The sequence below is a fragment of the uncultured Enorma sp. genome (assembly GCA_905210055.1).
Classification (GTDB): Bacteria; Actinomycetota; Coriobacteriia; order Coriobacteriales; family Coriobacteriaceae; genus Enorma.
Window position 1 is genome coordinate 1 of sequence record CAJLVH010000020.1, and the last position, 21,124, is coordinate 21,124.

The following is a 21,124-nucleotide window of genomic DNA, read 5'->3' on the forward strand; positions in this document are numbered from 1 at the left end:
TTCAACCCATTTTGGAACGTGCTCGCTTTGCCCATGGAATGGGTTGAAACGAACCCGTCCCCAACCAACCCCTACCGTCCATTCCCAGGAGGCGCAGTGCCTCTGGAAGGTTGTATCACCAACGTGAAGGAGATGGATCTCATGAAGATCGCCCTTATCCAGGAATTCTCGCAGGCATCGAAGAACGACATCATCTTGGGTCAGCTCAAGAAGGTTGCCGAGCCCCTGGGCAACACCGTGTACAACACCGGTATGCAGCAGGTCGACAATCCCAACGATCGCCCTGAGGACTACACCGAGGAGAACCCGCGCCTCACCTATCTGCACATCGGCATCCAGGCTGCACTGCTCCTGAACTCCAAGGCCGTCGACTTCGTCGTCACCGGCTGTGGCACCGGCCAGGGCGCCCTCATGAGCTGCAACATGTACCCCGGTGTCGTGTGCGGCTACTGCATCGAGCCCACGGATGCCTACCTCTTCCTGCAGATCAATGACGGCAACGCCCTCTCGATTCCTTATGCCAAGGGCTTCGGCTGGGGTGCCGAGCTCAACCTCGAGAACATCTTCACCCGCGCCTTCGGTTCGCCCAAGGGCCAGGGTTACCCGGCGGATCGCAAGGAGTCGCAGAACAAGAACGTGAAGCTTCTTGACGATGTGAAGACGCGCGTTGCCAAGCCGCTGCCGGAGATCATCCGCGCGCTCGACCCCGAGATGGTCAAGACCGCCCTCACTCCGGCGTTCCTGGATTGCTTCTACGCCAACTGCCAGGACAAGGAGCTCGAGGAGCTCGTCCGCGAGTTCGCCGCGTAACGTTCGCGAGAGAGTCGTATGAGCTCGGAGGGCGCTTCCGCATGGTGGCGCCCTCCGTTCTGACATTGGGGACAGTCCCCAATACCAGGGCACTAAGACAGGCCTGCGTGCAGGCTGCTATGGAAGGAGCGGTTGGGATGCCCGAGGTCACGACGCAATATCTGCCAAGCTACACCGTGGGAACGGAGGCGTACGGCGCGGTTCGGCAGGTAGTGGGTTCCGCCGAAGCGGTGGTGATCGGCGGGCACAAGGCCATGGCCGCCGGCCTCGATAGGCTCAAGGCAGCCGTCGAGGGCTCCGACGTGCACATCGTCGACGCCCTGTGGTATGGCGGGGAGGCCACCTACACCCAGATCGAGCGTCTGGTGGCGGAGCCGAGTGTGCAGGCGGCAGACGCCATCTTCGCCATGGGTGGTGGCAAGGTGGTCGATACCTGCAAGATGGTCGCCCACAATCTGGGCAAGCCCCTCTACACGTTCCCCACCATCGCTTCGAACTGCTCCCCGGTGAGCTGCATCTCCATCCTGTATAACGACGATGGCAGCTTCCGCGAGATCGTGCAGCTCCATGTACCGCCCGCGCATTGCTTCATCGATACGCGCGTCATCGCCGAGGCTCCCGAGGTATACCTTTGGGCGGGCATTGGCGACACGATCGCGAAATACTACGAGGTCACGTTTTCCATGCGCGGCGACAGTCCCGCCTATGCGCCGGTACTTGGCCAGGCAATCTCGTGCATGTGCGCCGAGCCGCTGCTCTCGCATGCCACGGCGGCGCTTGCAGATTGCCGCGAGAACCGCGTGAGCGCAGACCTCGAGCATGCCGCGCTTAACATCGTCGTGAGCACGGGGCTCGTCTCCGGGCTCGTGGGCGTGGACTACAACAGCGCCCTTGCGCACGCACTCTTCTATGGCCTCACCACGATTCCTTCGGTTGAGCATGACCATCTGCACGGCGAGGTCGTCTCGTACGGCGTGCTCGTGCAGCTCGCTATGGACAACGATGACGATGAGCTCGCGAAGCTTCTGCGCCTGTACCGCTCGCTCGGCCTGCCCACGTGTCTTGCCGACTTGGGGCTCACGCTCGAGGACGATTTCACCGAGGTTCTTGCGGCGACCGAGGTCAACCAGGAGCTGCGCCACGTGCCTTATACGGTCACGCAGGAGCTCATCTGGAATGCCATCGTGAAGCTCGAAGAGGTTTCCGCGGCGTGCGACGTGCCCGCCGCGCCCGCGCCGACCGTCCCGCTCGACGGTAACGCCGCATAAGGGGGCTGCGATGCGCCTATCCGAGTACATCCAGATCGTCAGCGTGATCATAGGTCTCGGCCTCATCACATGGGTGAAGATGGCCTACACGCGTCGCGTTGGTGCGCCGCGTTCGTTCGAGCCGTACAGCAAACAAGAGCTTTTGGCGCGGAACCTCGGCTTCGCCTTCGTCGCCGTCGCGCTCGCGCTCGTGTTCTTCCCGTTCGGCTAATCACGAAGCGTGCGGCGCCTGTCCCTTTTGTTAGAAAGGAGCCTCCCATGGCCTACATCGAATTCGACCAGTCCCGTCCACTCGATATCGTGCTGCTCGGCCGTGTGGCCATCGACTTCAACCCTGCGTATTCCGATGTCGTGAAAGAGGAGTTCAAGCCACTCAAGGACGTCCATTACTTCGAGAAGTACGTAGGCGGTTCGCCGGCGAACATCGCGGTGGGCGTGACGCACCACGGTCTTAAGGCGGGTTTCATCGCCAAGGTCTCCGACGACCAGTTTGGCGACTTCGTGACCGAGTACTTCGAGCGCGAGGGCATCGACACGAGCCACATCACCCGGTGCACGGGCGGCGAGAAGCTCGGTCTCACCTTCACCGAGATGCTGAGCCCCAGCGAGTCGCACATCCTTATGTACCGCAACGCCATCGCGGACCTGCAGCTTTCCGTCGATGACGTAGATGCGGGTTACATCGCTTCCGCCAAGTGCATCCTCATCTCGGGTACGGCGCTTGCCGAAAGCCCCAGCCGCGAGGCCGCCCTCAAGGCCGCGATGCTCGCCCGCCAGGTGGGTACGCCCATCATCTTCGACATCGACTATCGTGCGTACAACTGGAAGAACGCGGACGAGATCTCGATCTACTATTCCGCGCTCGCGAACCAGGCAGACATCATCATGGGCTCCCGCGAGGAGTTCGACCTCACCGAGCGCCTTATCAAGCCGGGCATGACCGACGAGGAGAGCGCGGCCTACTGGCAGGCTAAACATGCCAAGATCGTCGTCATCAAGCACGGCATGCAGGGTTCGACCGCGTATTGCGACGACGGTGAGAAGTTCTCCATCAAGCCGTTCCCCGTCACGGCGCGCAAGGGCTTCGGCGGCGGCGACGGCTATGGTTCTGGCTTCATATATGGCCTGTTCCAGGGTTGGGACATCCAGCGCTGCCTGGAATTCGGCTCCGCCGAGGCGTCCATGATGGTGCGCGCGAACAACTGCTCCGACGCGCTCCCCGGCCCCGCTGAGGTCGAGGCGTTCATCGCGGAAGAGAAGGCGCAGTTCGGCGAGATGGTGGCGCGCGCATGAGACCGCTGCTCGTGATGGGCTTGGACGGCGTGACCATCGACTGGGCGCGTACGGTGCTCCGCATGGCGATGTACCTTGCGGGCGTTGTGATCTTGGCGCTCGGTATGGTTGTACAGACCGAGTCTGGCCTGGGCGTAGCGTCGCTCACGTGCTTCGCGCAGGTGATCGCCGACATTCTGGGCACGTCGCTCGGTTCCATGATCACGGCGACGTATTGCGCCTACATCGTGGCGCAGGCGCTCATCTTGCGCCGGCAGTTCCAGCCGCGTATCCTGCTCGAGGTGTTCTTCTCGGCGGTGATCGGCATCTTCACCGATTTTTTCATGGCCGTGATGCCCATCCACCCCGAAGGGTTGCCCGCGCAGGTGGCGACGATGGTGTTCTCGCTCGTGCTCATTTCGTTCGGCGTGAGCCTCGTGGTGAACATGGGTGTGGTGCCCAATGCGCCGGACGGTCTGGTGCAGGTGATTTCCGAGAAGCTGCGCCGTCGCTTCGGTGACGTGAAGGTCGTCTTCGATACGAGCCACGTGGTAGTGGCGCTTGTGCTGTCGTGGACGGTCCTCCACACGATCGATGCCTTCGGTGTCACGACGGTCATCGCGGCGCTGTTCTTGGGCAAGTTCATCAACGTCATGAATCGCCTGTTCGCGGCGAAGTTTCAGCGTACGGCATTCGGCAGGGACCGTGTCGCGTGCGCGTCGCAGTAGGAAGGGGTTGCCATGGAGGTACTGGTCGTCGCGATCGTCGTCGTGTTCGTCCTCATCATGGGCTTCAAGGCCGTCGCCGGCTACGGCAGTTACAAGGGGTCGCTCTACCAGCGCCTGTTCGGCAGCTACCTCGAGTACTTCTGGCGCATGAGCATGAAGGAAGACCTTTCGGAATCGAGCCTGCTCAAAGAGCGCATCGGCGCGCATCGCATCGTCTACAACGCCTACCGCGACAGCCAGGGGCGCATCGCCGCGACGTTCGCGACGATCTTTTCCACGCGTGGGCATGCGGCGATTTGCATGGTCGCGACCGCGGGCGCGATCGCCGGCAAGGATACGGGCAGCTGGACCGTCGAGCGCGACGGCAAGAAGCTCGCTCTTGCCTCGCCCGTGACCTACGTGCGGCGGCAGAAGAAGCTGCTCGATAGCTTTTTGAAGAACGCGCCGGTGGAGTACATCATCGCATTCAACGAGGGTGCGGACGTGAGCGCCGTGGATTGCTCTTGCACGGTGCTCACGATCGATAAGGTAGTCGAGCACTTGGAGCAGATGCCGGCGGGCACCGCCACCGAGGCGGAGGTGCTCCGTGCGTTCAACACGTTTAAGGAGATGGCTGTCAATGCAGGATAAGGGTATGGGCGGACGCACCGCTCCCGTTGCGACCCCGGTCTCGCGCGCGCTCCCACAGGTGCAGCTTGCTGGGAAATGCGACCGCTATGTGCTCTCGAACGGTGTCGAGATCCCATGCTTGGGGTTCGGCACCTATATGATCCCCAACGACGATGAGGGCGCGGCGGCCGTACGCGCTGCGCTCGACCTGGGATTCCGCCATATCGACGGTGCGGCGAACTATAACAACGAGGACATGGTGGGGCGCGTGCTCGCCGAGAGCGGCGTGCCGCGCAACGAGGTTTTCCTTACGAGCAAGCTTAAGAACACCGAGCAGGGCTACGAGAAGACGCTCGCTGCGTTCGACCGCACGCTTGCCGACCTGGGTACGGACTACCTCGACCTCTACCTCATTCACTGGCCGAAGGTCGCGGGGACGGAAGACCGCTGGGAAGAGATTATCGCCGATACTTGGCGGGCGTTCGAGGAGCTCTACGAGGCGGGACGCGTGCGGGCGATCGGCGTATCGAACTTCCTCGTGCATCATCTGGAGACGCTCGAGCGTCATGCGCGCATCATGCCGCATGTGGACCAGATCGAGCTCAATCCCACGTATCAGCAGCGCGAGACCGTCGCCTGGTGCGAGGAGCGCGGCATCCAGCTCGAGGCGTGGGCGCCCCTGGGTCGCGGTCGGCTCATGCGCGACGAGCACGTGCTTGCGCTCGCGGAGCGCCTGGGCAAGGACGCCGGCCAGGTGTGTGTGCGCTGGGCGCTGCAAAAGGGCTTCATCACCATGCCGAAGTCCACGAAGCTCGCGCGTATCAAGTCGAACAGCGAAGTGTTCGACTTCGAGCTTTCGCCCGAGGATATGGCGCTGCTCGATAGCTATAACACCGACGACAACTATACGTTCCACCCCGACCGCCTCGCCGAGTGGGCGGAGCGCGTGGCTGCCGCGCACCGTGAGAGCGGTGTCTAGCCGGCAACATGCCCGTGCGGAATTCGGGCGCGCGGCGACCCGGTGCTCCCATGCGAGCCTCTATGGCACCAAGACCAGGGTCTGCCGCAGAGCGGCGATGCTTCGCCCGTCGCGAGTTCCGCAGCACGACGGCGAAGCCGTCGTGCGAGGAGTGTCTGAGCAGCGGGCGAAATATCGCCGCTCGCCAGGAGGAAGAGACTGAGAGGAGAAACCATGGATACGCTGAGCTACGCAACCTTGGAGAAGATCGGTTACGAGGGGTATGTTCTGCCGAAGGACGCGCCCGAGAAGGTGCTGCAGTTCGGTGAGGGCAACTTCCTGCGTGCGTTCGTCGACCGTTACTTCGACCTCGCGAACGAGGTGACCGGCTGGAACGGCAAGATCGTCATGGTGCAGCCCATCGACGGCGCCTACGGCTTCGCGGACGGCATCAATGCGCAGGATTGCCTCTACACCGTGCTCATGCGCGGCAAGCAAGACGGCGTGGCCATGGACGAGGCGCGTCTCATCTCGAGCTGCAGCCGCTGCATCAATCCGTATCGCCCGGATGACTACCAGGCCATGATGGAGGTCGCTACCTCGGACGACCTCGAGATCATCGTCTCGAACACCACCGAGGCAGGCATCGCCTACGACGCGTCCTGCCAGCCCACAGACGAGCCGCCGGCTAGCTTTCCCGCGAAGCTCGCCCAGGTGCTGCATGCGCGCTGGGAGGCCGGCAAGCCGGGCGTCGTGGTGCTCTCCTGCGAGCTCATCGACAACAACGGCGCCGAGCTGCTGCGTATCGTGCGCCAGCATGTGGCCGATTGGGGTTGGGAGGAGGCCTTCGACGCGTGGCTGCAAACGGACTGCACGTTCTGCACGACGCTCGTGGACACGATCGTTCCCGGCCGTATCCGCGATGCCGCTGAGGCCGCTGCGGTAGCCGAGCGCCTGGGTTACGAGGATCCGTTTCTCGCCGTGCGCGAGCCCTTCCAGATGTGGGGTATCCAGGGCGACGAGACGCTCGCCGCGAAGCTCCCGTTTATTCAGGCCGAGCTGCCGGGTGCATTCGTGACGCCCAACGTAACGCCCTACAAGAAGCGCAAGGTGCGCATCCTGAACGGCGCCCACACCGGCTTCGTGCCGGGCGCGTGGCTCGCGGGCTTCGATATCGTGCGCGACTGCATGCACGACGATGTGGTGCGAGGCTTCATGAACACGTTGCTCGAGCGCGAGGTCATCCCGACGCTTTCCGCCGAGCTCGATGAGGCTGACCTGCGCGCCTTCGCGGCAGCCGTTCAGGATCGCTTCGACAACCCGTTCATCGACCACCAGCTGCTCTCTATCTGCCTCAACTCCACGTCGAAGTGGGCGGCGCGCGACCTGCCCACGATGCTCGACTACGTGGAGCAGATGGGCGAGCTGCCGCGCTGCCTCACCACGAGCCTCGCCGCGCTCATCGCGTTCTACACGACCGGCTTTGAGGGGCGCGACGCGGACGGTCTGCACCTGCGCCGTGCGGATGGCACCGCGTACACCGCGCAGGACGACGCTTGGGTGCTCGATTTCTACGCTGAGCGCCACGATACGGATGATGCCCAGCTCGTGCACGAGGTGCTCGGTTGCGAGCAGATGTGGGGCCAGAGCCTGCTCGAGGTCGCAGGTCTCGAAGCAGCCGTGGCCGCGGCACTCGCGACCATCCGCACCGAGGGCGTGAAAGCTGCGTTTACCGTCGCATGACGTAAAAATACCCCAGGGGTTTTTAACATCTTTTGGATCCGGTACTACGAGGAGGTGCTCCATGCAGGCAATTGTTCTCATCAACCCGCTCGATAACGTGGTCGTGGCGCTGCGTCCGCTTGCGGCGGGCGAGGTACTCAGCGTCGAGGGCGCAGGCGAGGTGCGCGTTGCGGAGGATATTCCCCAAGGCCACAAGATGGCCGTGCGCGCGCTTGCCTTGGGCGATAACGTGGTGAAGTACGGTCTGCCGATTGGCCATGCGACCTGCGATATCGCTGCCGGCGAGCACGTGCATACGCATCGCATGGCCACGAACCTTTCCGGCGAGATCGAGTACACCTACGAGCCGGCCGTGCGCGACCTCGAGCCGGTCGAGCCCGAGACCATGCGCGCGTTCCGCCGGGTGGACGGTCGCGTGGGCATTCGCAACGAGGTATGGATTCTGCCCACCGTGGGTTGCGTGAACGAGGTCGCTGCGGCGCTTGCTGCGGACGCGGCGGATCTTGTGCACGGATCCGTCGACGGCGTTGTGGCGTTCGCGCATCCCTTCGGCTGCAGCCAGACGGGCGCAGACCACGCCCAGACGCGAAAGCTTCTCGCCGCGCTCGCGCATCATCCCAATGCGGGTGGTGTGCTCGTGCTTGGCTTGGGCTGCGAGAACCTCACGCATGAGCAGTTCGTGGAGGAGCTGGGCAACTTCGACGAGCAGCGCATTCGCTTCCTCACCTGCCAAGACGTGGATGACGAGATGGCTGCTGGCCGCGAGATCCTGCAGGAGCTCGTGGAATATGCTGCTGGCTTCGAGCGCGAGGACGTGCCGGTGAGCGAGCTTGTGATCGGCATGAAGTGCGGCGGCTCGGACGGCCTTTCCGGCATCACGGCGAACCCCGTGATCGGGCGCGTGTCCGATATGCTCGTCGCCCGTGGTGGCACATCGATCCTCACTGAGGTTCCCGAGATGTTCGGTGCCGAGGACATCCTGCTCTCGCGGTGCCGCACGACCGAGGTGTTCGACGAGGCCGCCTCGATGCTCAACGGCTTCAAGGACTATTTCATCCGTCACGGCGAGGTGGTGTACGAGACCCCGAGCCCTGGCAACAAGGCGGGTGGCATTACTACGCTCGAGGACAAGAGCTGCGGCTGCGTGCAGAAAGGCGGTGCCGCGCCCATCGACGGCGTACTGGGCTATGGCGACCGCATCCAGGCGCGCGGGCTCAACCTTTTGTGCGGACCGGGCAACGACCTCGTGTCCGCGACGGCTCTCGCCGCTGCCGGTGCGAACATCGTGCTCTTCTCCACGGGACGTGGCACGCCGTTCGGCAGCGCCGTGCCCACCTGCAAAGTGTTCACCAACACCGCGTTGAGCGAGCGCAAGCCCGGGTGGATGGATTTCAACGCAGGCGTTGTGGCCGATGGCGAGCGTACCATCGACGAGGCCGCCGCGGATCTGTTTCACCGCGTGATCGCTTTCGCGGAAGGAGAGAAGACCGTGAGCGAGCGTGCGGGGTACCGGGGGATTGCCATCTGGAAAGACGGCGTCACGCTCTGACGGACTCAGGCACCCGACCTTGGCCTTCAGGCGGACGGCCATGGCCCTTAAGGCCTATGGCCGTCCGCTTTCAGGCCAATCTCGGGCACCTGAGCCCGTCAGAGATCGGAAGTGGGACTTTGGCACCAGGTCTCTGAGTCCCACGGCACCGAGTGATAATTTGAGTCCTGGACGGAAACTATCACTTCATGAGAGAAAGAGGAATAGATATGGCAAAGACATTCGATGCAAGCGTTCAGACCATTACGTTGAACGATGGCAGCCAGATTCCGCAGGCGGGGTTCGGCACGTTTAAGATCGATCCGACGGACACGCAGCGCGCGGTCGAGGAGGCGCTCGAGATCGGCTCCCGCCACATCGACACCGCGTCTGCCTATGCGAACGAGGCCGGCGTGGGCGCCGCGCTCCGTGCGACGGGTATGGTCGACAACGTCTACACCGTGACGAAGCTGCGCAACGCGGATCAAGGCTACGACAATGCCTTGCGCGCTTGCGAGACCTCGCTTAAAGATCTTGGCCTCGACCGTATCGACCTCTACCTCATTCACTGGCCGGTTCCAACGCAGGATCGCTACGTCGAGACGTGGCGAGCTATGGCGAAGCTCGTAGAAGACGGCCTGGTTGGTTCCATCGGCGTATGCAACTTCCTGCCCGACCATCTGCGTCGCTTGGTGGACGAGACGGGTGTGGTGCCCGTGGTGAACCAGGTCGAATCGCATCCGGCGTTTTGGCGCCCGGAGCTCGATGCGCTTTGCCGCGAGCTTGGTGTGGTCGTAGAGGCATACTCGCCGCTCGGCCGCGGTAGCGACATCGAATCCGCTCCTGCAAAAGCTGCCGCCGCTGCACATGGCGTGACCTGCGCGCAGGCGGTGCTTCGCTGGCATATCCAGAAGGGCCACGTGATCATCCCCAAGTCCACGCATGTCGAGCGCATGCGCGAGAATCTCGATGTCTTCGGCTTTGAGCTCACGGACGCCGAGATGGCAGCTTTCGACGCGCTCGATTGTCCGGAAGGCCAGATCAGCGGCGACCCGAATGCGTTCGACCGTCCGCAAACGCTCGAGGACATGATGGCGCGCGGAAACGTGAAGTAGGCTGCTGAATCGGCGTAGAGGAGAGCAAGATTACCTTCGGTGCATACGACGATACGATGCGCCACCTGCCGCCTCACTTGGTGCCCAAGTACGAGAGCGATCGGTATGAATGCGGCAATGCGTTCGCCGTGAATTCCGGACGCGCAGCGCTTGCGGACGAGGGATGTGACGAGCCGGCGCACAGATCGTTGCCGCGTTCTAGCGAAGGAGGCCAAACCCAGTCCAGAAATTAGTCTCAACTGGGTTAGAAGTTCACTCGATTCGGTTATCAACGGTTATATTGAAACACGGCGAGTAGACCGCATGAGCGAAAGCCAACTACCTGCGGTTTTATTGGTTCAAAACGCTAGTCTACTCGGGCAGTCCAAGAATAACCGTTGATAACCGAAAGTTTTTGATTTTGCGACCCCAAATCACACTGATCTGCTCGCCTAGGGCTGGATGGAGCAGATGAGGCCCGTGGGAAAACGATGGAAGCGACAGATGGAAAACGGTCTCGGCACGAAGAGCTGTCTGCCGAGACCGTTTTTTTCAGCGCATTTCGTGCGGCATCGAGCCGCTTGCCACGTACAGAGAGGCTACTCTATGCGTAAACCTCGCGGTAGAGCGCCTGCATGTCTTCCACGGTGACTGATTTGATAGTGTTCGCAGGGCTACCGCTCGCCTGCGCATCGTTCGCCATCTTCTCGATCGCGGCATAAAACGCTGTGCGTTTCACGCCGAATTGCTCGAGGGTAGGGACGTTCAGCTCTTCGAGTAGCGCATGGATCGCGGCCATGAGGTCTTCTGCAGCCGTCTTGTCGTCCGACGCGGTGCTCACGCCACAATAGCGGGCGACCTCGGCGAAGCGGTCGTAAGCGCCGTCGAGCGCGAAGTTGAAGCACGCCTCCATGAGCATGGCGTTCGAGAGGCCGTGCGGCACGTGGAAGAGCGCGCCGATGGGGCGGGACATGCCGTGGATGATCGTGACAGACGCATTGTTGAACGCGATGCCCGCTTCGGTGGCGGCGATGGACATCTGCGTGCGCGCCTCGACGTTGTTGGGTTCGCGCACACAGGTCGCCAGGCTCTCGAAGATGCGCTTGGCGGCGGAGAGCGAGAACGTTTGCGAGAGCGGCTGTGCCTTGCGCGAGGTGTAGGACTCGATAGCGTGGCAGAGCGCATCGAGGCCGGTCGCGCTTGTGACGCTTGCGGGTGCGGTGAGCGTGAAGGTCGGGTCGACGATGGCGACCTCGGGGATGAGCGGAGCGCCAGCGATAAGCATCTTCACGTCTGCCTGCGTGTTCGTGATGATAGTGAATTGCGTGGCCTCGGAGCCGGTGCCGGCGGTGGTGGGGATGGCGACCATGGGGCACACGGAGCCGGAGAAGTTCTCTCCTAGGAACGAATCGATGTCGCGGCCGCTCGAGACGACCATCGCGATGGCCTTCATGGTATCGATGGGCGAGCCCCCGCCGAGCGCGATCATGAAATCGCAGCCGTGCTCCTGGAAGAGCTCGGCACCGCGCGCGACCATGGTGTCGACCGGTTCGGAATTGACCTCGTCGTAGACGTGGTAGGAGATACCGGCATTGTCGAGCATGTTCGTCACGCGGGCGAGGTTGCCGAGCTTGGCCATCATGGCGTCGGTTACGATGAGCGCACGCGTGCCGAGCGTTGCGACGAGCGTCGATGCCTCAGCGAGGGCATCCGGTCCGTAGATGATGTGATGGGGCGTGATGAAGGTTCGGGCAGTGCTTTGGGACATGGCTCCTCCTTGGTGATGCGGCTCCTGGGGCGATGCGCTTGCCGAAACCCAGCACAACGGGGTTTGATTTCGGCATATCGCGTCGCGGCTTTCGAAAACTTACGTTTTGAAGATGGCAAAAATATGCATCTACCTGCGATTTCTAGTATATCGCATTTGAATACAGGGGTATGCGTCTTTCAACCGAAAAAGAACGTTGCGCGCGTGCGAGCACGCCGTGGTGGACTCGATTCCGAAAAACCCGGGCAGAAAAGGGCGCGTGCAATTACGTCTTTCGCCAGCGCCCGTCATGTCCTGCCCGGATTTCTAGTGGGGAGGGAGCGGCGGCTCCCTGTAGAATGGTGCCGATCGGAAATTGCGGACGAAAGGAACCTTCATGGAGCAGTACAAGCAGGAGTTCATCGAGTTCATGGTCGAGAGCGACGTGCTCAAGTTTGGCGAGTTCACGCTCAAGAGCGGCCGCACCTCGCCGTTTTTCATGAACGCAGGTGCCTATGTGACCGGTGAGCAGCTCAAGCGCCTGGGCGAGTTTTACGCGCGCGCCATCCACGACAATTTCGGCCTCGACTTCGACGTCGTCTTCGGCCCCGCATACAAGGGCATTCCGCTGTCGGTTGTCACGGCCATCGCCCTGCATGAGCTCTACAGCAAGGAGGTCAAGTACTGCTCCGACCGCAAAGAGGTCAAGGACCACGGCGCAGACAAGGGCGGCATGCTCGGCTACGAGCTCAAGGATGGCGACCGCGTGGTGATGGTCGAGGACGTCACGACGTCGGGCAAGTCGATCGACGAAACGTATCCCAAGCTCAAGGCTGCGGCAGACGTCGAGATCAAGGGGCTCATCGTGTCGCTCAACCGTATGGAGCGCGGCTTGGGCGGCGTGGTGACGGCGCAGCAGGAGATCCAGGAGAAGTACGGCTTTCCCGTGGCGTCGATCGTGTCGATGGCTGAGGTCACCGAGGTGCTCTACAACCACGAGGTGGGTGGCCGCGTGGTGATCGACGACAAGATTAAGGGAGCGCTCGACGCCTACTACGAGCAGTATGGCGTGAAGGCATAAGGCGAGCACGGTCGCTGTTCGGCGCGCGTGCCGATCGTATCGGTCGGGCGGCAATACCGTGCCTTGCGCGTTTCTTTTCGAAACGCTTACCGATGAAAGCGCGCTGTGCGAGCAATTGTCCGCGCGGCGCGCTACCATGGTAGACACCGATAAACGAAGCGCGCGTTGTTGCGCTTCATGGCTGCGTATGGAGGATACGATGTATAAAAAGATGCTGCTCGCGCCGGTGATGGCCATCGCCTGCGTGCTCACGCTCGTGCTTGCTGGATGCGGCGGGGCTTCGGCTGAAGACCTGATTCGCGAGAACATCGAGAGCTACATGGGCGAGATCGACGGCGCGAACGAAGAGTTCGTTGCCGGTCTCGAGGCGAGCGCGGGCGAAGATCTTGAGCTGCTCGGCCTCTCGGCGGACGAGTTCGCTGCTGCCTACCTCGATGGCTACGGCTACGAGATTGGCGACATCACCGTCGATGGCGAGACCGCGACAGCCGAGATTACCATCACCATCAAGTCGTACTCCGACATCATGACCACGTTCCAGAACGACTTCTACGAGTGGGCGTATAGCGTCGATGACAGCTCCGTCACGCAGGACGACATCTATCAGCAGGCGGGTCAGATGCTTCTCGACGCGACGAACAACGCCGAGCCCGTCTCCACGACGGTCGAGGTCGGCTACACGCAGAACTCCGATGGCGATTGGGAGATGGATTCCAGCTCTCAGACCGAGCTCTCCTCGGTGGTCTTGGCGTAGCAGGCTTACAGCAGACGCCTTAGGTGCGTTTGGTTTGCACAGTTGATTCGCGTGCGCCCCGCCCTGGTGTGGGGCGCTTTGCTTAGGTCGATGGTTGGAGGAAGCGATGTTCTGCACGAATTGCGGCAAGGAATTGCCCGAAGGAACGATGTTCTGTACGCAATGCGGGAGGCCTGTTGAAGCTGCGGCAACGCCTGGGGTCGCGCCGGCACCGCAGCCCGCTGCCGAGGAGGCGTCTGCCCCCGGTGCCGCTCCTGCACCGCAGCCCGCGGCGGTCGCGCCGGCGGCCAATCCCACGCCGGCGGCAGAACCCACCTATACGGAAGGCTCGCAGCCCGCGCCTGCATATGCCGCACCGCAGCCCGCGCCTGCCCCCAATCCCGTATCGGCACCCGAACAGCCCAAGAAGAAGGGCGGCAAGGGCAAGATTGTGGGCATCGTGCTGGGTATCGTGGTGCTCGTTGCCGTGCTCGGCGTGGGCGGGTACTTCGTCTACACGAACTTCTTCGCCACAGGTCCCGAAGAGGTCATTATGGAGGACCTTGAGGCACAGCTCGCAGATTACTCCGATCCCACAACGGGCAATGGCGACCGTCTCATGACCGAGGCGGATAACGTGCTCTCCGGCCTTGTGGCGTACCCGAGTCCGGGTGCCGACGCGTACGAGGCGTGGCTCGAGGACAGCTCCTACACGGTGGACGGCGTCGTGGTGGCAGACGATGGCGACACGGCGACGGCGACTGCCACGGTGACGCACGCGCCGCTCATTGAGTTCGTCGAGAATCACGAGGGTCTTGCGGACGACCCCGGCGAGCCTCAGGAGACGACGCTCGAGCTCACCTACGTGCGTGACGGCTCTTCCTGGACTGCCGACGGCGACGAGCTCGAAGAGGCGGTCTTCACGGCGTATCTACCCTCCGATGAAGAGCTCATCATCTCGGACGTCGACAGTTATTTCGAGGCGGACGACGACATGCGCTCGGGTTTCATCGCCGGGCTCGAGAGCGGATCGGGTGGAGAGCTCGACCAGCTCGGCATCTCGGCCGATGAGTTCGCCGACGCCTACCTCGACGGCTACGGCTACGAAGTGGGCACGGTGACGGTCGATGGCGACACCGCCGAGGTCGAGGTGACGGTCACGATCAAGTCGTATGCCGAGATCATGAGCACATTCGAGAGTAACTTCAATGCATGGGCGGAGTCGGTCGACCCCTCGACAATCACGAGCGAGGACCAGGTGTATCAGAAGGCCGGCGAGATGCTTATGGAGGCAGCGCAGGCGGCAGAACCGGAAGCGTACGATGCCACACTCACATTCTCGCAGGACAGCAGTGGCGTATGGTGGATGGATTCCAGCTCGGAATACGAGCTCATGAGTATCCTGGGTCTCTAAAGCCGATAGCGAGATAGCATAAGGCGGGGTGCTGCGATGGTGCGGTGCCCCGCCTTGCGTTTACACGCCGGTAAGCGCGATGAGCTCATCGGGGTGCTCGAGGATGAAATCCGCGCCCGCCGCTTCGAGCTCGGTTGCGCCGCGAAAGCCCCATGCCGCGCCTGCCACGAGCAAGCCGGCGTTGTGGCCGGTTTGTACGTCAACGTTGCTATCACCCACGTAGAGAACCCTTTGGGGGTCGGCACCGAGCCGATCAAGCACGTAACGCGTGATGGGTACCGCGGGCTTGGGCGGGAAGGCGGCAAGCGCGCCCTGCACGACCGCGAACCGTTGCCCGAAGAAGCGCTCGACGAGCGGCAGCGCTGCGTCGTGATCCTTGTTTGTGAGGACGGCGAGGGTGATGCCCGCCGCCCGAAGGCTATCGAGTGCCTCGATGATGCCGGGATACGGCGCGGTGTGATCTTCCTTGTGCTCGGCGTAGCGAGCGCGGAATTCGGCAAGAGCCTGTGCGAACATCGCCTCATCGCCCAGGTATTCCGCGGGCATGATGCGCTCGACGAGCTTGAGCATGCCGTTGCCCACCTTATAGCGGTAGGCATCGAGGGGAAACGTCGGCCAACCATGCAGCTCGCAGACGTAGTTGCAGGCGCAGGCGAGATCCTCGAGGGTGTTCAAGATCGTGCCGTCGAGGTCGAAGACGGCATGCGTGAACCGAGCGTTCATCACAAGGTGCCTTTCAGATCGGTACGTGATGCTTCCATGTTTAGCGTCGGATCATCACGGTCTAGCAGATACGGGGGAGCTGTTCGCCGACGAGCATGTCGAGGATGCGCGTCGACCCCCAGGGTGTGCGTACGGTCACGCGCGGGCTTGCCGAGACCTCGCGCACCGCTCCTATGATGGCCGCTTCCGTGCCCGAGGGGTGCGCTTGCATGGCAGCGAGTGCCGCTTCAGCCTCTTCGGGCGGAACGATCGCGACCATCTTGCCCTCGTTCGCGACCTGCAGCGGGTCGTAGCCGAGCATATCGCATGCGCTTTGCACCTCAGGTCGCACGGGGACGGCGTCCTCGTCGATTTCGATATCCACGCAGCTCGCGATCGCGAACTCGTTCAGGGTGCTCGCGAGGCCCCCGCGGGTGGGGTCGCGGAAGCACCGGACGTGCGGTGCCGCCTCGAGCACCGCTGCGACGAGTCCATTGAGCGGGGCCGCATCGCTCACGATGCTCGTTTGGAACGAGAGGCCTTCGCGCACGCTCATGATGGCGATACCGTGGTCGCCGAGCGTGCCGGAGACGAGTACGATGTCGCCCGGCTCACAGGCGCTGCTCGCAAGGTTCACGCCCTCGGGGACGTCGCCCACTCCTGCGGTGTTGAGATAGATGCCGTCCGCGCAGCCCCGTTCAACGACTTTCGTGTCACCGGTGATGATTGCTACGTTCGCCTCGCGCGCGGCTTCTGCCATGCTCGTGCAGATGCGGCGCAGGTCGTCGAGGGGAAACCCCTCCTCGATTACAAAGCCGCAGGAAAGGTAGCGCACATGGGCGCCCGAGGTTGCCACGTCGTTCACCGTGCCGCATACCGCGAGTCTGCCGATGTCTCCACCGGGGAAGGTGTGCGGCGTGACGACGAAGGTGTCGGTGGAAAGCGCGATGCGTCCCGTAGGCGGCAACGCGGCGACGCCGGCATCGTTGCCGGCATGCAGCTCGGGCGCGTCGAACGCCTCAAGGAACACCTCGTCGATGAGGCGCTTCATCATGGCTCCGCCCGACCCATGTCCGAGCTGAACGGTTTCGCAAGATAGCATCGTTGCTCCTTAACGCCAGATGTTAAAAACCCCTGGGGTTATTTTACACGGGGTCAATCCCGATAGCGGTAATGCGCGGCGCAGCTGCCCTCGCTCGAGACCATGCACGGGCCCACCGGGTGCTCGGGCGTGCACGTGCGGGCGAAGAGCGGGCAGGAGGTCGGTGCAATAACGCCGCGCAGCACGTCGCCGCAACGGCACCCGCGCGGCTCGCTCACGGGTTCGACCTCCACCGCAAAGCGGCGCGCGGCATCGAAGCGCGCAAACGTATCGCGGATGCGCAGACCAGAGCCGGGAAGCGGGCCGAGCCCGCGCCAGGTGGCATCCGCGTGCTCGAAGACGCGCTCACAGAGGCTGCGCGCCACCGGGTTCCCGTCGTCGCGGACTCCGCGGCGGTAGGCGTTCACGATGGCGGGCTGTCCGCTCGTCACCATCTCGACGAGCAGCGCGATGCCCTCCAGGATGTCCACCGGCTCGAATCCGGTTATGACGCCGGGGGTTTCGAACTCGTCGACGAGAAAGCGGAATGGCGCGGCGCCCGTGATGGTAGAGACATGGCCGGGAAGGATGAAGCCGTCGACAGCGCACGCAGGATCGCTCGCGATAGCGCGCAGTGCAGCTGGCGTGGTCTTGTGCATGCAAAGCACGGAGAAATTCGCGAGCCCACGCTCTTCGGCAGCAAGGATGCTCGCTGCGATGAGGGGTGCTGTGGTCTCGAACCCGATACCCAGGAAGACGACCTCGCGTTCGGGGCGCTTCACCGCGAGCTCGATGGCGTCGAGTGGCGAGTAGACGATGCGGATGTCGTGCCCGGCAGATTTCTCTTCCGTGAGCGACGAGCTGCTGCCGGGCACGCGCATCATGTCGCCGAACGTGGCGACGGTGAGGCCGTCTTGCCGTGCGAGCGCGATGGCGTGGTCGATGTCGTGGTTCGCCGTCACGCAGACCGGGCATCCCGGGCCAGAGAGCAGCTGTAGGTTGCGGGGGAGCATGGAGCGGAAACCATAGCGCCCGATGCTCATGGTGTGCGTACCGCAGACCTCCATGAGGTTGATGTGCCGGTCGCCGACGATGTGCTCGATGCGAGCGATGAGCTCGCGCGCGAGCTTGGGATCGCGAAAGGCTTCGAGGTCGAGTGCGCTCGTCATGAGTGTGCTGCCTGGGATGGGACTGTCTGGTAGGTGCTTGCGCTCAGCCCGAGGTCTTCGGAGGCGAGTTCATCCAGCTCGCGGACGATCTGGATGGTCTCTTCGGCTTGCTCGGCATCGATGACCTCGATAGCGAAGCCAGCGTGCACGAGCACCCAATCACCGATCCGAGCGCTTGGCGTAAGTGAAAGCGAGATGTCGCGGCGGACTCCCATCATGTCGATCGTCGCCGTGCTATCGCGCACATCGACGATCTGTCCCGGTATGGCAAGGCACATGATTGCTCCTTTAGCTTGGTCGCGTTAGATGGTACCCCGCCGTCATGCGGAGGGCAAACCCTCGCTGTGCCGTGCGCGGGCGATTGCGGCCTGGCCGTACGCGATGCCGCCGTCGTTGAGCGGGATGCGTTCCGGCACCAGTACGCGCAGGCCGTTCGCTTCCAGGCGCTTCCACGTTTCTTCGAGGATGAGGCGGTTCATGAAGACGCCGCCGCCCAGTGCCGCGGTGTGCAGGCCACGTTCACGTGCGATCGCGGCGGCGACATCGGCGGCCATGCGTGCGACGGCGGCATGGACGGCAAATGCGAGTGCGCACGCGTCGCTGGCGCTGGCGATGCCGTCGAGCAGCGCAGTGAGCAGGGGTGCCGGATCGGCGTGCAGCACGTTTTCTGCGTTCTCGCGATGCCCCAGCGCTCGGTTTTCCCGCGATTCACCTGAAGCATAGGCGAGGGGGGCGAACGTGCTGTGCGTATGGGAGGAGCTAACGGCATCCGAGCCATGTTCCCGGAGACGTGCCCGGCTCGCCGCTGCCTCAAGTTCGATCGCGGGCTCTCCATCGTAGGACGCGTGCTCACATATGCCCAGGATGGCGGCGCAGGCGTCGAGGAAGCGCCCCATGCTGCTCGTGAGGGGGCTGTTGATGCCGCGTTCGAGCATGGTGTCCAGTATGCCGCGCGCTTCGTCTCCCAAGCTCTGGAGCAGGCGCGTCGCTCCGGGATGCTCGAGCAGGCCGTGCTGCCGCAGAAGCGCAAAGGCCGAACGGCGCGGATCGCGGATGGCCGCGGCTCCGCCGGGAAGCGGCCAGGGTGCGAGATGCGCGGCGCGCTCGAAACCAGAAAGCGTTGCGACGAGGAACTCTCCGCCCCAGATGGTCCCGTCTGTGCCCGCCCCGGTGCCATCGAACGCGATGCCCACCACGGGTTCCCGTACGTCGAAGTTCTCGTAGGCGGCTGCCTCGGCTATCGCGGCGCCGATATGCGCATGGTGGTGCTGCACCTCGATGAGGGGAAGGCCGTGCCTCGCCGCCGCGCTGCGCGCCCATTGTGCGGTGAGATAGGTCGGATGCAGATCGCAGGCGATGATATCCGGTTCAAGATCGAACAGGCTGCACGAGCGCTCGCGTGCCTCGTGCCAAGCGTCGAGGGCGCTCGCATGCTCCACATCTCCAACATGCTGGGAGAGGAAGCAGAGCGCGGTTCCTTGACTCTGTTCGCGCGTGAGGGCAAGCGTCGCCTTTTGTTCACTCCCGCAGGCAAGGATGCAAGGAGCCCCGGCTGCCTGCGCGGTCTCGTGTGTACGGGGAGATTTCGTGACATCCGCGGCGGGTAACTCGAGCGGTTGCGGCGCATAACCTCGCGCGCGGCGCACGGCGAGCTTGGTTCCCCGGGCGCCGACGCGCACCACGGAATCGTCGTAGCGCGAGAGAATGGCGCGGTCGTTTCCCAGAAGCGCATCGGCGATGCCGCCCTCGACAAGGCGCTCCCACGCGCGCGCGTCGTCGGTCTCTATGGGCTCTCCGCTCACGTTGCCACTTGTCATGATGAGCGCCCCGATGCCGCGCGAGGCGCATGCGGCGAGCAGCAGATGCTGCAGCGGGGTATATGGAAGCATCACACCGAGCTCGGGCAGCTGAAAGGCGACGTTAGAGGCAAGCAGCGCGCCCGCGCTCGTCGCCGGGGTAGGCGCAGCATCGCTCGTCGAGTGTCGGCGTACGAGGACGATCGGGCGCACACTGCCGGCGAGCAGGCTGCGCTCGCCGTCCGATACCGCGCAGATGCGCTCGATGTCTTCTATGGCACGAACCATCACCGCGAACGGCTTTCTCGGCCGGCGCTTCCGCGCGCGCAGCGTCGCGACCGCGCGCTCATCGCTCGCGTTGCACGTCAGATGAAAGCCGCCGAGCCCCTTGATCGCCACGACGCCGCCCGCGGCGAGCACGTTCGCACAGCGCTCGATGATGCTGTCGCTTTCCACGCGCGTCACGCCGACGCGGGTTGCCTGTTCGGTGCGCTCGCGCCAGGTAATATGAGGTCCGCAGGCAAAGCATGCATCCGGTTGGGCGTGGAAGCGCCGGTCGAGCGGATCGGCGTACTCGTGGGCGCATGCGTCGCACATGGGGAAGGCCGCCATCGACGTCGCGGCGCGATCGTAGGGGAGCGAGCGGATGATGGTGAAGCGCGGCCCGCAGTTCGTACAGTTGATAAAGGGGTAGTGGTAGCGGCGATCACCGGGGTCGAACAGCTCGCGCAGGCAGTCGGGGCAGGTCGCGATGTCCGGCGAGACGAGTGTCGTGCGCTCGGCGTCTTCGCTGGATGCGAGGATGCGGAATGGTTCGCGCGCGTCCGCACCGTGCGTCGGGGCGTGCGAACAGCTGCGTTCGTCCTCGCCCACGGCATCTTCGGCCGGCGAAACCACGATACCGTCGATGCGCGCGGCAGCCGGGGCACAGTCGCGCAGCGCGTGCACGAAGGCATCGAGTGCGGCCTGCTCCGCCGTAGCCTCGATGTGTACGCCGTCGCCTGCGTTCAGCACCCATCCACGCACGCCGGCAGCGACGGCCTCGCGGTACACGAATGGCCGCATGCCCACGCCCTGGACGATGCCGGTGATATGGATGCGAACGCGCTGCACGGACATGAGCGGCCCGCTACCAATCGAGGCTCGACTCCGTGGCGGCGCAGGTGAGCTTGCCGTGCTTCACGCCGCGGAGTGCGAGGAGCTTGTCCGCGAGCTCGTAGACGCGCTCGCCCTTGCCGCGAAGCGCGAGGATTTCGAGGCAATTATGGTGATCGAGGTGCACGTGCATCGTCGAGACGATCTCTGCTGTGTAATCGTGCTGCACCTCGTCGAGCCGGCGCGTGAGGTCGCCGGTATGGTGGTCGTAGATCATGGAGAGCGAGCCTATGACC

Annotated in this window: 20 protein-coding genes; 13 read left to right on the plus strand and 7 right to left on the minus strand. The window is 63.4% G+C overall.

All coding sequences use genetic code 11. The features are described 5' to 3' along the window. Positions 1-141 precede the first annotated feature (141 nt). From QZ079_RS02695 to QZ079_RS02740, 10 genes are all read left to right on the plus strand, one after another. Positions 142-810, plus strand: coding sequence for an RpiB/LacA/LacB family sugar-phosphate isomerase (locus tag QZ079_RS02695; protein WP_291288204.1), 669 nt, complete (start codon positions 142-144; stop codon positions 808-810). A gap of 137 nt (positions 811-947) precedes the next feature. After that, positions 948-2,078, plus strand: coding sequence for an iron-containing alcohol dehydrogenase family protein (locus QZ079_RS02700; RefSeq protein ID WP_291288205.1), 1,131 nt, complete (start codon positions 948-950; stop codon positions 2,076-2,078). A gap of 10 nt (positions 2,079-2,088) precedes the next feature. Next, complete coding sequence (locus tag QZ079_RS02705; RefSeq protein ID WP_297034784.1) at positions 2,089-2,289, plus strand: hypothetical protein; 201 nt, start codon at positions 2,089-2,091, stop codon at positions 2,287-2,289. A gap of 47 nt (positions 2,290-2,336) precedes the next feature. Then, a complete protein-coding gene (gene iolC / locus QZ079_RS02710) occupies positions 2,337-3,371 on the plus strand; it encodes a 5-dehydro-2-deoxygluconokinase (RefSeq protein ID WP_297034787.1) in 1,035 nt (344 codons plus the stop codon). Further along, on the plus strand, positions 3,368-4,078 hold the full coding sequence (locus tag QZ079_RS02715; protein ID WP_297034790.1) for a YitT family protein: 711 nt from the start codon (positions 3,368-3,370) through the stop codon (positions 4,076-4,078). Before iolC ends, QZ079_RS02715 begins: the two co-directional genes overlap by 4 nt. Positions 4,079-4,090: 12 nt before the next feature. Further along, the gene (locus QZ079_RS02720) at positions 4,091-4,708 is read left to right on the plus strand and encodes a hypothetical protein (RefSeq protein WP_297034793.1); all 618 of its coding nucleotides are present in this window, start codon (positions 4,091-4,093) and stop codon (positions 4,706-4,708) included. Beyond that, a complete protein-coding gene (locus tag QZ079_RS02725) occupies positions 4,698-5,666 on the plus strand; it encodes an aldo/keto reductase (protein ID WP_297034796.1) in 969 nt (322 codons plus the stop codon). The genes QZ079_RS02720 and QZ079_RS02725 overlap by 11 nt, the downstream gene beginning before the upstream one ends. Positions 5,667-5,879: 213 nt before the next feature. After that, positions 5,880-7,388 carry a tagaturonate reductase gene (locus QZ079_RS02730; RefSeq protein ID WP_297034799.1) on the plus strand — a complete coding sequence of 503 codons (1,509 nt, stop codon included), beginning with the start codon at positions 5,880-5,882 and terminating at the stop codon, positions 7,386-7,388. 61 nt (positions 7,389-7,449) lie between these two features. Then, a complete protein-coding gene (locus QZ079_RS02735) occupies positions 7,450-8,937 on the plus strand; it encodes a UxaA family hydrolase (protein ID WP_297034803.1) in 1,488 nt (495 codons plus the stop codon). Between the two features lie 209 nt (positions 8,938-9,146). Continuing rightward, a complete protein-coding gene (locus QZ079_RS02740; protein WP_297034805.1) occupies positions 9,147-10,031 on the plus strand; it encodes an aldo/keto reductase in 885 nt (294 codons plus the stop codon). A 583-nt stretch (positions 10,032-10,614) separates the two neighbouring features. On the opposite strand, the gene QZ079_RS02745 is transcribed toward QZ079_RS02740, so the two are convergent. Then, a complete protein-coding gene (locus QZ079_RS02745) occupies positions 10,615-11,778 on the minus strand; it encodes an iron-containing alcohol dehydrogenase (protein ID WP_297034807.1) in 1,164 nt (387 codons plus the stop codon). Between the two features lie 376 nt (positions 11,779-12,154). On the opposite strand from QZ079_RS02745, the gene pyrE reads away from it, so the two are divergent. The 3 genes from pyrE to QZ079_RS02760 all read left to right on the plus strand — a co-directional run bounded on the left by pyrE (position 12,155) and on the right by QZ079_RS02760 (position 14,985). After that, positions 12,155-12,838 (plus strand): orotate phosphoribosyltransferase, encoded by a 684-nt coding sequence (gene pyrE, locus QZ079_RS02750; protein ID WP_291288215.1) that lies wholly within the window; start codon positions 12,155-12,157, stop codon positions 12,836-12,838. 199 nt (positions 12,839-13,037) lie between these two features. Continuing rightward, entirely contained in the window at positions 13,038-13,592 is a 555-nt protein-coding gene (locus tag QZ079_RS02755) for a DUF5105 domain-containing protein (RefSeq protein WP_297034810.1), read from the plus strand. Positions 13,593-13,698: 106 nt separating this feature from the next. Beyond that, positions 13,699-14,985, plus strand: coding sequence for a zinc ribbon domain-containing protein (locus QZ079_RS02760; RefSeq protein WP_297034813.1), 1,287 nt, complete (start codon positions 13,699-13,701; stop codon positions 14,983-14,985). A 60-nt stretch (positions 14,986-15,045) separates the two neighbouring features. Here QZ079_RS02760 and QZ079_RS02765 read toward each other — a convergent pair whose 3' ends face one another. The 6 genes from QZ079_RS02765 to nikR all read right to left on the minus strand — a co-directional run. Continuing rightward, positions 15,046-15,708 carry an HAD family hydrolase gene (locus tag QZ079_RS02765; protein WP_297034815.1) on the minus strand — a complete coding sequence of 221 codons (663 nt, stop codon included), beginning with the start codon at positions 15,706-15,708 and terminating at the stop codon, positions 15,046-15,048. Between the two features lie 61 nt (positions 15,709-15,769). Beyond that, positions 15,770-16,789: a hydrogenase expression/formation protein HypE gene (gene hypE, locus QZ079_RS02770; protein WP_297034819.1), complete on the minus strand. Its 1,020-nt coding sequence runs from the start codon at positions 16,787-16,789 to the stop codon at positions 15,770-15,772. A 53-nt stretch (positions 16,790-16,842) separates the two neighbouring features. Next, positions 16,843-17,937, minus strand: coding sequence for a hydrogenase formation protein HypD (hypD, locus tag QZ079_RS02775; protein WP_297034821.1), 1,095 nt, complete (start codon positions 17,935-17,937; stop codon positions 16,843-16,845). After that, positions 17,934-18,215, minus strand: coding sequence for a HypC/HybG/HupF family hydrogenase formation chaperone (locus QZ079_RS02780; RefSeq protein ID WP_297034824.1), 282 nt, complete (start codon positions 18,213-18,215; stop codon positions 17,934-17,936). The genes hypD and QZ079_RS02780 overlap by 4 nt, the downstream gene beginning before the upstream one ends. 42 nt (positions 18,216-18,257) lie before the next feature. Further along, positions 18,258-20,852, minus strand: a complete 2,595-nt coding sequence (hypF, locus tag QZ079_RS02785) for a carbamoyltransferase HypF (protein WP_297034826.1) — start codon at positions 20,850-20,852, stop codon at positions 18,258-18,260. A 10-nt stretch (positions 20,853-20,862) separates the two neighbouring features. Further along, positions 20,863-21,124 (minus strand): nickel-responsive transcriptional regulator NikR (nikR, locus tag QZ079_RS02790; protein WP_297034829.1); only part of this gene is annotated, 262 nt, incomplete at its 5' end.

What these genes read in the sequence shown, in the direction of transcription:
- QZ079_RS02695 (WP_291288204.1), top strand. Translation starts at nt 142, where the DNA reads ATGAAGATCGCCCTTATCCAGGAATTCTCGCAGGCATCGAAGAACGAC.
- QZ079_RS02700 (WP_291288205.1), top strand. Translation starts at nt 948, where the DNA reads ATGCCCGAGGTCACGACGCAATATCTGCCAAGCTACACCGTGGGAACG.
- QZ079_RS02705 (WP_297034784.1), top strand. Translation starts at nt 2,089, where the DNA reads ATGCGCCTATCCGAGTACATCCAGATCGTCAGCGTGATCATAGGTCTC.
- iolC (WP_297034787.1), top strand. Translation starts at nt 2,337, where the DNA reads ATGGCCTACATCGAATTCGACCAGTCCCGTCCACTCGATATCGTGCTG.
- QZ079_RS02715 (WP_297034790.1), top strand. Translation starts at nt 3,368, where the DNA reads ATGAGACCGCTGCTCGTGATGGGCTTGGACGGCGTGACCATCGACTGG.
- QZ079_RS02720 (WP_297034793.1), top strand. Translation starts at nt 4,091, where the DNA reads ATGGAGGTACTGGTCGTCGCGATCGTCGTCGTGTTCGTCCTCATCATG.
- QZ079_RS02725 (WP_297034796.1), top strand. Translation starts at nt 4,698, where the DNA reads ATGCAGGATAAGGGTATGGGCGGACGCACCGCTCCCGTTGCGACCCCG.
- QZ079_RS02730 (WP_297034799.1), top strand. Translation starts at nt 5,880, where the DNA reads ATGGATACGCTGAGCTACGCAACCTTGGAGAAGATCGGTTACGAGGGG.
- QZ079_RS02735 (WP_297034803.1), top strand. Translation starts at nt 7,450, where the DNA reads ATGCAGGCAATTGTTCTCATCAACCCGCTCGATAACGTGGTCGTGGCG.
- QZ079_RS02740 (WP_297034805.1), top strand. Translation starts at nt 9,147, where the DNA reads ATGGCAAAGACATTCGATGCAAGCGTTCAGACCATTACGTTGAACGAT.
- QZ079_RS02745 (WP_297034807.1), bottom strand. Translation starts at nt 11,778, where the DNA reads ATGTCCCAAAGCACTGCCCGAACCTTCATCACGCCCCATCACATCATC.
- pyrE (WP_291288215.1), top strand. Translation starts at nt 12,155, where the DNA reads ATGGAGCAGTACAAGCAGGAGTTCATCGAGTTCATGGTCGAGAGCGAC.
- QZ079_RS02755 (WP_297034810.1), top strand. Translation starts at nt 13,038, where the DNA reads ATGTATAAAAAGATGCTGCTCGCGCCGGTGATGGCCATCGCCTGCGTG.
- QZ079_RS02760 (WP_297034813.1), top strand. Translation starts at nt 13,699, where the DNA reads ATGTTCTGCACGAATTGCGGCAAGGAATTGCCCGAAGGAACGATGTTC.
- QZ079_RS02765 (WP_297034815.1), bottom strand. Translation starts at nt 15,708, where the DNA reads ATGAACGCTCGGTTCACGCATGCCGTCTTCGACCTCGACGGCACGATC.
- hypE (WP_297034819.1), bottom strand. Translation starts at nt 16,789, where the DNA reads ATGCTATCTTGCGAAACCGTTCAGCTCGGACATGGGTCGGGCGGAGCC.
- hypD (WP_297034821.1), bottom strand. Translation starts at nt 17,937, where the DNA reads ATGACGAGCGCACTCGACCTCGAAGCCTTTCGCGATCCCAAGCTCGCG.
- QZ079_RS02780 (WP_297034824.1), bottom strand. Translation starts at nt 18,215, where the DNA reads ATGTGCCTTGCCATACCGGGACAGATCGTCGATGTGCGCGATAGCACG.
- hypF (WP_297034826.1), bottom strand. Translation starts at nt 20,852, where the DNA reads ATGTCCGTGCAGCGCGTTCGCATCCATATCACCGGCATCGTCCAGGGC.